This window comes from Micromonospora sp. NPDC047793 (genome assembly GCF_040642635.1).
In the GTDB taxonomy this organism is placed as follows: Bacteria; Actinomycetota; Actinomycetes; order Mycobacteriales; family Micromonosporaceae; genus Micromonospora.
On the sequence record NZ_JBEYSG010000007.1, the window covers coordinates 332,971 to 342,679 of the forward strand.

Genomic DNA, 9,709 nt, shown 5'->3' on the forward strand with positions numbered 1-9,709 from the left:
CCGAGGGCGTCGGGGATTCTCTCCTTCGTAACGCGGGCATGGGATCCTGGGACCACCCGGTGTGCCGGCGCCGGGGCCCGCACGGGCACCGTCGCCCGACCCCGCGACGTCGCGGCAGCCGGCCCGGTCGAGCCGACGAGGTGAGCTGATGGCCGTCGTCCTGGACACCGCGCAGCTACCGGTCCGCGACCGGGTCGAGGCGGTGCACGCCACGATGGCGTACGCCTCCGCGCCGTGCCACGTGATCCACGAGAATCCGAGCGGCGACGTGTACGCCCGGATGGCGGTCTGGGACCTCGGTGACGTCTCGGTCTTCACCACCGAGGCGTCCGGCATCCGGCTGCTGCGCACTCCCCGGCAGACGCGGCAGGACGTGACGCCGGTGGTGGCGCTCTCCGTGCAGCGGCGCGCCGACGGTCGGCAGGAGCAGGGCGGACGTCACGCGCTGGTCGCACCGGGCGGGCTGATGGGGATGGACCTCTCCGCCCCGTACGACTTCTCCTGGTCCGGCGACGGTGCGGCCGGATGTCTCCAGATCCCCATCGACCGGCTCGCGTTACCGGTGGACGTGATCCGGCGGGCCCTGGGCAACCTGCCGGCCAGCCCGCTCTATCCGCTGGTCACCCGGCACGTCGTCGACGTGGTCGGGCGAGCGGACCGACTCGGCGCCGACCCGGCGGCACCGGTGCTGGGCGCGGCCAGTGTCGAGCTGGCCCGGGCGCTGCTCACCTCGGCGGCGTACGCCACCGCGCGGCACACCCACGTGGACCGGGCCGGGACGCTGCTGACCCTCGTCCGGGCATACGTCCGGCAGCACCTGGCCGACCCCGACCTGCGGCCGTCCACCATCGCGATGGCACACAACGTCTCCCTGCGCCACCTGTACAAGGTCTGCGCCCAGGCCGACTTCAGCCTGGAACAGTGGATCATCGGGGAGCGGTTGAAGGGCGCCGCCGAGGAGCTGTTCCGGCCGCAGAGCCGGAACCTGACCATCGCGGTGGTGGCCCGCCGCTGGGGGTTCGGCGACCCCACCCACTTCGCCCGGCGCTTCCGCGCGGCGTACGGGCTCACCCCGGGACAGTGGCGCCGGATGCACACCGACCTGCCGCGCTGAGGCACCGCCCGCCGGGCTCAGGACCCCGTCGGGAAGCGACTCGCCAGCTCGTGCCGGTACGGCGGATCGGCACCGGCCCGGGTGCAGGTCACGGCGGCCACCTCGACGCCGTACCGCAGCGCGGCCCGGACGTCGTCGTCGGACCATCCGGGCCCGGCGGTGGAGAGGGCGGCGAGCAGCCCGGCGGTGAAGGCGTCACCGGCGCCGATGGTGTCGGCCACCGCGACGACCGGCGCCGGCTGCCGGAATCCGCCCGTGCCGGAGGCGGCAGCCGCGCCCCCGACGCCGAGGGTGATCACGGCGAGCGTCACGCCGAGGTCGCGCCAGTGCCGCAGGACGTCCTCGTTCGTCCGGCCCGGATAGAGCCAGGCGACGTCCTCCTCGCTGGCCTTGAGCACGTGCGCGATCCGGGCCAGCGCGTCGACGCGGCTCCGGGCCGCGTCGACACCGCCGATCAGGCCGGGCCGGATGTTCGGGTCGACGCTGACGAGCGCGCCGCGCTCGCGCGCCGTCCGCAGGGCGGCGGCCAACCGGTCGGCGCCCGGGTGCAGGAACGCGGCCAGCGAGCCGGTGTGCACGATGCCCCGTCCGGCGACCGCCGGGGCCAGTTCCTCGGCGCGCCACTGCCAGTCGGCGGTGCCGTCGACGTAGAAGTCGTACGTGGCCACACCGGTCCCGGTCAGCGTGGCGATCCCCAGGGTGGCCGGCTCGTCGGCGTCGACGGCGTGCCGCAGGTCGACGCCGTTGGTCTCGGCGTGTGCGCGCAGCCGCCGACCGAAGCGGTTGGTGGAGAAGCGGGCGAGCAACGCGGTGGGTACCCCTAGCCGGGCCAGGCCCACGGCCACGTTGAGCGGGCTGCCACCGGGATGGGCGACGAACCGGCCGTCCGGCTCCTGCACCAGATCGACGACAGCCTCACCGACCACGGTCACCGCCGGGGCGGCGGACGACGGCTCCGGGTCGCCCGGGGCCGTCACCTCAGGCACCACCGGTGGCCGGCAGTGGTTCGCGTGCCACCAGGCCGGCCTCGGGTTCGTAGCGCACCGGCACCGGGTCGCTGATCTCGCCGACGAACGTCCCGTCACCGTGCTCGACGAAGCCCAGCAGTACCCAGCCGTCGTCGGTCGACAACAGCCGGGGCGCGTACAGGTGCGGCTGGGCGATCGGTCGGGCGGCGGCGATGTCCCACGGTCCGCGTACGGTCGGGGCGGTGGCCATCCAGAGCCGTTCCCGGGAGTCGCCGGGTGCGGTGGCCGGGTTGGTGCAGAACAGCAGCAGCGGCTGCCCCTCCACCACGGCGACCTGCGGCACTTCGAGGTGGCCGAATCCGGCCGGTGTCGACAGCGGCGGTCGGACGGTCCAGTTCAGCAGGTCGGGCGAGGTGGCGTGACCGATGACGCCGCGTTCGGCGGCCGGGCCCTGGTTGCCGCGGGCGGTGATCAGCATGTGCCAGCCGTCGCCGTCCGGGTCGGCGAAGACCCACGGGTCACGCCAGGCCTGCTCGTACCACGCGTCCAGGTCGAGCAGTTCGTACCAGGTCGGGTCGGCCTCGAGCAGCGGGGTGTCGCCGTGCCGGTGCCAGGTCACCAGGTCGTCGGAGACGGCCAGCCCGATGCGTTGGACCAGGCCGTCCTCGGCGCGGCCGACACCGGTGTAGAAGAGATACCACCGCCCGTCCGGCCCGCGTACGGTGCTGCCGGTCCAGGTGGCCAGATCGTCCCAGCCCGGTGAGTCGGCGGGGACCAGCGCGTCCGGGAGCAGCCGCCAGTCGCGCAGGTCGGTGGAGACGGCGTGGCCGATCGTGGCGCGGCGGTGGCGACGGTCCGGGTCGAGGAGGGCCCGGGAGGCGCGCAGGAAGAACGCGTGCCACCGGCCGTCGTCGTCCTGGGCGTACCAGCTGTCCCACACCCAGTGGTCGGGCAGACGAAGCATGGCGGGGAAGGTATCACTAAATCGGTTTAGCCCGCGACCTCGGGGCGGAGTCGCTCTCCGTTCGCGGCATCGGGGTCCGCCCGGCCGGAGTCGCGACCGAACGCCGACGGCGCAGTGGCATCGGCACCAGGGCCGCGGGGCCGGAGTCGTCCTTGTCGAGCAGCAGCTCCACCGCCCGGCGGCCCATCTGCTCGTGCGGGATGGCGGCCGTGGAGAGTCCCGGGCGCAGCCAGGAGGCGATCGGATCGTCGTCGAAGGAGATCACCGAGATGTCGTCGGGGATGGTCAGGCCGGCCTCCCCGAGCGCCTGGTACGCGCCGAAGGCCAGCCGGTCGTTCATGCAGATGATCGCGCTCGGCCGGTCCGGGCGGGCGAGCAGGGCCTGCGTCGCGGTGTAGCCGTGCTCCGGCAGCCACTCGGTGCAGAAGCCCTCGGCGAACAGCGCGACACCGTCGGCGGCGAGCGTGCTCCGGATGCCGCGCAGCCGCGCCTCGGCGGCGAGGGAGATCTCCGGGTCGCGTTCCTTGGGTCGGTTGCGGCCGATCAGGGCGATCCGGTCCCGGTGGCCCCGGGCGAGCAGGGCCTCGGCGATCGTGGCGCCGGCCAACTCGTCGTCGGGCAGCACGCTCGGCAGCTCCTCCGAGCTGGTGGCGTTGAGCAGCACCACCGGGCCGTTCAGGATGGCCTTCGGCACGGTCAGCCGGCGGGTGGCCATCGCCGCGTAGATCACGCCGTCGACCTGGCGGTCGAGGATCGCCTCGATGGCGTACTGCTCGAACGACGCGTCACCCTGGGTCTCGGTGATCAGCAGGACGTGGTCGCGCTCGCGGGCGGCGTCCAGCGCGCCCCGGATCAGGCCGCCGGCGAAGCGGGTGGTGGCGACGATGTCCGAGACGAAGGCGATGGTCGCCGTCTTGCGGGTACGCAGACTGCGGGCGGCCACGTTCGGCCGGTAGCCGAGTTCCTCCGCCGCCGCGAAGACGCGCTGGTGCGCCTCGGCGGAGAGTCGGGTGCCCTCGCGCCCGTTGAGCACCATCGAGGCTGCGGTCTTGGACAGCCCAGCCCGTCGCGCGACATCGGCCAGTGTTGCCCTGTTGCGGCCCATCAGTCCTCCGTTCGCGGTCGTCCGTACGACGCCGCCGTTGCCCATCATGATGGGTCGAGTCGCGTTCCGGCTCACCGGTGACCGGCCGGGTGTCGGCGAAGCCCCCTGGTGAACCCCTTGTTTCCGGACCGTTGCCAACTCGTCCTTGACAGGCCGGGGTGCCGCGCGCATGCTCTGCTAAATCAGTTTAGCGACGTTGTTTCGCCACTGCGGGGGCCGCTGTCGCAGCGACCTCCGAGGTCATATCGGATACCGCGAGCCGAGGTTGGGTGCGCGACGCGCAGGCGTGGCGTTCACCGACCGTGGTGGCGAGCGTACCCCCGGTCGACGACCGGTGGGGACGTGCGGATGAGTCAAGGGAGCCATTGACGTGCGGGAGTTGTCCACCAGATTCACCCGTCGCCGGCTGGCACTGATGGTGCCACTACTCGCCGTCGGTCTGACGGCCACCGCCTGTAGCGCACCCGGTTCGGAACAGACCGCGCCGGAGGACTCCGGCGCCCCGGTCAGCACCGAGCTCGGGACCGACCCGATCACCCTGGAGATGTACGCGGAGACCGGCTTCCCGCTGGCCAAGGCGCTCGCCGACGAGTTCACCAAGCAGCACCCCAACGTCACGTTCAACATCCGCGAGGACCAGTTCACGGTCATCGTGGAAAACGCGCCCCGGGTGCTCGCCTCGGACAACGCGCCCGACATCATCCGGCTGCCCACCATGGTCGACCTGGTGAAGGACGGCCTGCTGAAGAACCTCGACCCGTACTTCGACGCGCACGGCTGGGACAAGTTCCCCGCCTCCCAGCTCGTCCAGCTCCGGCTCACCGACGGCGGCGCGGAGCGCGGCACCGGCTCGCTGTACGGCATGGGGCTCGGCTACAGCGTGACCGGCGTGTTCTACAACAAGAAGCAGGCCGAGCAGGTGGGCATGACCCAGCCGCCGGCCACCATCGCCGAGTTCGAGGACCTGTTGGCCAAGGCCAAGTCCGCCGACCTCCAGCCGATCATGCAGTTCAACAAGAACACCGCCGGCATCAACTTCCCGTACCAGGCGTTGCAGAACCAGTTCGGCGACCCGGGCCCGATCGCGGACTGGATCTTCCAGAAGCCGGGTGCCACCTTCGACACCCCCGCGTCGCTGAAGGCCGCCCAGACCATCGAGAAGTGGGCCAAGGCCGGCTACTTCCCGAAGGACGCCAACGCCATCGACTACACCGCGATGATGGGCGAGTTCCAGAAGGGCAACGGCCTGTTCATGTTCAACGGCGACTGGGAGTCGGCGAACCTGGACAAGAACATGGCCGGCGACGTCGGGTTCTTCCTCTTCCCCGGTGAGACCGCCGAGGCCAAGAACGTGGCGATGTCCGCGCCGAACACCTTCGGTGTCGGTGCCCGGGCCAAGAACGCCGACGCCGCGGCCTTCTTCCTGAACTGGGTGCACACCAACGACAAGGCCCGTGAGATCTCGGTGAACGTCGGCGGCTCGCACCCGGGTGGCCCGGCCGAGCTGGCGCTGCCGCCGGTGACCGAGGGCACCGTCCTGGCCGAGACGCTGAAGGCGTCCCAGCAGCTCGGCGCCGACAACGGCGCGGTGGACTTCACCGCCAACGCCACCGGTGGCATCTTCGCCGCCGCCATCACCCCGGAGATGCAGAAGCTGATCGCCGGCCAGCAGAACCCGGAGGGCTACGTCAAGGCGGTCCAGGCCGAGTACGAGAAGGAACTCTCCCGATGACGTCTGCCCTCGGCAGCGTTCCCGCCGGGTCGGGCACCCCTGCCCGACCCGGCGGTGCGGACCCCCGTCCCGCCACGCGGCCCCACCGGAAGCGGTGGGGCCGCGTGGTGCGGTGGAGCGGCTGGCTCTGGGTCCTGCCCGCCCTGGCCATGTACGGCTTCTTCGTCCTGCGTCCGCTCGTGATGACCGTGCAGTACTCGCTCTACCGCTGGAACGGCATCGGGGCGGCCACCTGGGTCGGCCTGGACAACTACGTCACCGTCTTCACCGACCGCGACCTGCTGAAGATCATCGGTAACGCCTTCGTCCTGATCATCTTCTTCAGTTTCATCCCGGTCGTCCTCGGCCTGGTGGTGGCCAGCCTGGTCCGGCGCATCACCACCGGCCCCGGCGGCACGCTGGTCCGGACCGTGCTCTTCCTGCCGCAGGTGATCCCGCTGGTGGCGGCCGGTATCGCGTGGAGCTGGGTGCTGTCCAGCAACGGTCTGGTCAACCAGGCCCTGCGGGCCGTCGGGCTGGACGGCATCACCCGGGCCTGGCTCGGCGAGTTCAGCACCGCGCTGCCGTCGGTGGGCGTGATCGGCACCTGGATCATGCTCGGACTCTGCACGATCCTGCTGGTCACCGGCATGAGCAAGATCGACCCGTCGCTGTACGAGGCGGCCCGGATGGACGGTGCCGGCCCGATCCGCGAGTTCTTCGCGGTGACCCTGCCCAGCCTGCGCCAGGAGATCGGCGTCTGCCTCACCGTGACCATCATCGCGGCGCTGGCCAGCTTCGACATCGTCTACATCTCGACCAGCGGCGGCCCGGGCATCCAGACCACCGTGCCGGGGCTGGAGATCTACCGGCTGGCCTTCTCCCAGCGCCAGGTCGGGCTCGCCTCGGCCCTGGGCGTGGTGCTGATGCTGCTGGTGCTGATCTGCGTGCTGCCCATCCAGCGGCTGACCCGGGGGGAGAAGCCATGAACATGACCACCCGCAGCGAGCGGCTGACCGGGCGGATCTTCCTGATCGCCCTGGTCGTCGTCACCCTGCTGCCGTTCCTGAGCATGCTCTCGGCGGCCCTGCAACCACGTGGCACCGTACCCACCGGCCTGGCCTGGCCCTCCGATCCACAGTGGGGAAACTTCGCCGACGCCTTCACCGCCGCGAACATGGGCGCCCTGCTGGGGTCCAGCATGCTGATCGTGGCCGGGGTGGTGCCGTTCGGCGTGATCATCGCGACCATGGCCGGCTTCGGCCTCGGGCACCTGCGGGTGGCCGGCGGTCACATCGCCTTCGGGTTGCTGCTGCTCGGTCTCACGCTGCCCTTCGAGGCGGTGGTGACCCCGCTGTACTACCAGATGCGGGACCTCGGTCTGCTGAACACCCGGTGGGCCATCATCCTGCCGCTGGTCGGCCTCTACATGCCGTTCGCGGTCTTCTGGATGCGCGCCCACTTCACCAACGTGCCGCGTGAGCTGTCCGAGGCCGCGCGCGTCGACGGCAGCAACACCTGGCAGCTGTTCTGGCGGGTGCACGTGCCGCTGGCCCGACCGGCCATCGCCTCGCTGACCATCCTGCTGTTCCTCTGGACCTGGAACCAGTTCCTGCTCGCCATCGTCATGGTCGACGACGCCACCAAACGGACCATGGCCGGTGCCCTCGGCGCGTTCCAGGGACAGTGGGGAACCGATCTGGTCTTGCTCTGCGCCGGATCGTTGCTCATCCTCACTCCGACGCTCATCGTGTTCCTGATCTTCCAGCGCCAGTTCATCAAGGCGCTCCTGCAGGGCTCCGTGAAGGGATGACGGGTTGAACGACACCCCGATCCACGGCCACGCCGACGAGGGCTTCGGGCCCGTCGCCGACGTGTTCCGGGACAACTTCGTCCACCGTGGGGAGGTCGGCGCCGCAGTCGCCGTCTACCTGCGGGGCACCAAGGTCGTGGACCTGTACGGAGGGCTGGCCGACCAGCGCTCCGGCCGGCCGTGGACCGCCGACACCCCGGCCGTCGTCTTCTCGGTGACCAAGGGGATCATGGCGATCTGCGCCTACCTCCTGGTCCAGCAGGGCCGGCTCGACCTCGACGCCCCGGTCATCCGGTACTGGCCCGAGTTCGGTCGGCACGGCAAGGCCGAGATCCCGGTCCGCTGGCTGCTCACCCACCAGTCCGGACTGCCCACGCTGGACCGCGCCTTCACCCGGGCGGAGGTGCTCGCCTGGGACCCGGTGATCGAGGCGATCGAGGAGCAGACGCCGCTGTGGCAGCCGGGTACGGCCCACAGCTATCACCCGATCACCTACGGCTGGCTGATCGGCGAGGTGATCCGCCGGATCACCGGGGAGATGCCCGGCACCTACCTCGCCCGGACCCTCGCCGAGCCGCTCGGTCTGCGTACCTGGGTCGGCCTGCCGCCCGCCGAGCGCGACGCGGTCGCCTGGATGCTGGCACCGCTCGGCGAGCCCTTCCCGGCCGGCGACCCGGTCGCCGACCGTGGGATCACCATGGGCGGCGCGTTCGCCTTCCCCGCCGACGCCGCCGGCCTGGTCAGCTTCAACGACCCGGCGATCCAGGCCGCCCAGATCCCCGGTGCGGGCGGGATCAGCACCGCCGAGTCGCTGGCCCGCCTCTACGCCGCCTGCGTCTCCGAGGTCGGCGGCGGACCGCTGCTCACCACCGCGTCCGTCGACGACGCCGTCACCGTCCGCGTCGCCGGCCAGCAGGTGTACGGACTCCCCGACGTCGGACACCGCTGGGGGACCGGCTTCCTCGTCCACTCGACGCCGCGCCCGATGCTCGGCGAGCGCAGCTTCGGCCACGACGGTGCGGGCGGACACCTCGCCTTCGGCGACGACCAGCACCGGGTCGGTTTCGGCTACGTGGTCAACCAGATGGGTGGCGTGGTCGACGAGCGGGCCAATCTGCTCGCCGCGGCCCTGCTCTCCTGCCTGAGCGAGTAGGCGGACCGGTTCGACGTCACGGCCGACGAGCCGTGACGTCGACCCCGCCGTCACCCGTCCGGCGTGGTGCGGCCCGTCCGACCTGACCGGCCCGTGCGGCGCAGGGCGGTGACCACGAGCAGGGGTGCGAACGCCTCCGCGCCGGCCGCCACCCGCTCGGCCAGACCGACGCGCCCGCCGTCGGCCGCCATCTCGGCCACGAACCAGGCCACGGCCAGCAGCAGCCCGACCGCCAGCGCAACCCACGGCGCCCGTTGTCCCGCCGCCCGTTGTCCTGCGGCCCGTGCTGCGGCCGGCCAGAGTGCCAGCGCGCCGAAGGCCACGGCGGCGGCGAGCGTGTGGGGCACCGACCCGCCACCGTCGGCCGGTAGCGGGAACACCGCCACCGCCAGCGTCGCCACCCCGCCGAGGGCGAGCAGGGCCCGCCCGGCGGGTGCGAGGGTACGCAGCCCGGCGGCGGTCACACAGTGGCAGAGCCCGAGACCGGCCAGCGCCACCGTCATGATCCACCGGTCGGTGGCGCCGACGGCGGCGAGTGCGCTGATCGTGCCGGTGATCTGGTCGAACCCGCCCGGTTGGCGGGCCGCGCCCAGCGTCCACCCACCGATCAGGAGGATCGGTGCCGCCACGGCGGAGACCAGCGCCCATCCCGGTACGACTCGCATCCCCGCACCGTACGTGCCGTCCCGCCGCTCCCACGCCACCGGCACGGACCAGGCCGCGCCGTCCGCGCGCCGTTGCTCGGCGTCAGTCCCGTCGATCATGGAGTCGTGGCGTGCAGGAAAGCCATCTACCGGTGCAATCCGGCAGCCACCACTCCATGATCGACGAGGCGATGCCGTGGGAGCGGCGGGAGGGCCGGGAGGGCCGGGAGGGCCCGG

General features: G+C 71.8%; 8 protein-coding genes and 1 pseudogene. 5 read left to right on the forward strand and 4 right to left on the reverse strand.

Annotated elements, in window-relative coordinates:
• Positions 1-148: 148 nt before the first annotated feature.
• A complete protein-coding gene (locus tag ABZ738_RS17370; protein ID WP_357214318.1) occupies positions 149-1,114 on the forward strand; it encodes a helix-turn-helix domain-containing protein in 966 nt (321 codons plus the stop codon).
• Between the two features lie 17 nt (positions 1,115-1,131).
• Here the strand turns inward: ABZ738_RS17370 and ABZ738_RS17375 are convergent, their stop codons facing one another.
• From ABZ738_RS17375 to ABZ738_RS17385, 3 genes and pseudogenes are all read right to left on the reverse strand, one after another.
• Positions 1,132-2,091 (reverse strand): carbohydrate kinase, encoded by a 960-nt coding sequence (locus tag ABZ738_RS17375; RefSeq protein WP_236145779.1) that lies wholly within the window; start codon positions 2,089-2,091, stop codon positions 1,132-1,134.
• A gap of 1 nt (position 2,092) precedes the next feature.
• Positions 2,093-3,052 (reverse strand): annotated as a pseudogene (locus ABZ738_RS17380) (glycosyl hydrolase family 32); the annotation flags it as partial.
• 10 nt (positions 3,053-3,062) lie between these two features.
• Positions 3,063-4,151 (reverse strand): LacI family DNA-binding transcriptional regulator, encoded by a 1,089-nt coding sequence (locus ABZ738_RS17385; protein WP_357214321.1) that lies wholly within the window; start codon positions 4,149-4,151, stop codon positions 3,063-3,065.
• A gap of 370 nt (positions 4,152-4,521) precedes the next feature.
• Between ABZ738_RS17385 and ABZ738_RS17390 the strand changes: the two genes are divergently transcribed.
• The 4 genes from ABZ738_RS17390 (at position 4,522) to ABZ738_RS17405 (ending at position 8,828) form a co-directional block, all read left to right on the forward strand.
• Positions 4,522-5,883 carry an extracellular solute-binding protein gene (locus ABZ738_RS17390; protein WP_357214324.1) on the forward strand — a complete coding sequence of 454 codons (1,362 nt, stop codon included), beginning with the start codon at positions 4,522-4,524 and terminating at the stop codon, positions 5,881-5,883.
• Positions 5,884-5,987: 104 nt separating this feature from the next.
• Positions 5,988-6,851, forward strand: a complete 864-nt coding sequence (locus ABZ738_RS17395; RefSeq protein ID WP_357214327.1) for a sugar ABC transporter permease — start codon at positions 5,988-5,990, stop codon at positions 6,849-6,851.
• Positions 6,848-7,675: a carbohydrate ABC transporter permease gene (locus tag ABZ738_RS17400; RefSeq protein ID WP_176093830.1), complete on the forward strand. Its 828-nt coding sequence runs from the start codon at positions 6,848-6,850 to the stop codon at positions 7,673-7,675. Before ABZ738_RS17395 ends, ABZ738_RS17400 begins: the two co-directional genes overlap by 4 nt.
• Positions 7,676-7,679: 4 nt before the next feature.
• Positions 7,680-8,828 (forward strand): serine hydrolase domain-containing protein, encoded by a 1,149-nt coding sequence (locus ABZ738_RS17405; RefSeq protein WP_357214330.1) that lies wholly within the window; start codon positions 7,680-7,682, stop codon positions 8,826-8,828.
• Positions 8,829-8,878: 50 nt separating this feature from the next.
• Here the strand turns inward: ABZ738_RS17405 and ABZ738_RS17410 are convergent, their stop codons facing one another.
• On the reverse strand, positions 8,879-9,592 hold the full coding sequence (locus tag ABZ738_RS17410; RefSeq protein ID WP_357214333.1) for a DUF998 domain-containing protein: 714 nt from the start codon (positions 9,590-9,592) through the stop codon (positions 8,879-8,881).
• Positions 9,593-9,709: the final 117 nt, after the last annotated feature.

Excerpts from the sequence above, each read along its gene's own strand:
- ABZ738_RS17370 (WP_357214318.1), top strand. The coding sequence starts at position 149 with ATGGCCGTCGTCCTGGACACCGCGCAGCTACCGGTCCGCGACCGGGTC.
- ABZ738_RS17400 (WP_176093830.1), top strand. The coding sequence starts at position 6,848 with ATGAACATGACCACCCGCAGCGAGCGGCTGACCGGGCGGATCTTCCTG.
- ABZ738_RS17410 (WP_357214333.1), bottom strand. The coding sequence starts at position 9,592 with ATGATCGACGGGACTGACGCCGAGCAACGGCGCGCGGACGGCGCGGCC.
- ABZ738_RS17385 (WP_357214321.1), bottom strand. The coding sequence starts at position 4,151 with ATGGGCCGCAACAGGGCAACACTGGCCGATGTCGCGCGACGGGCTGGG.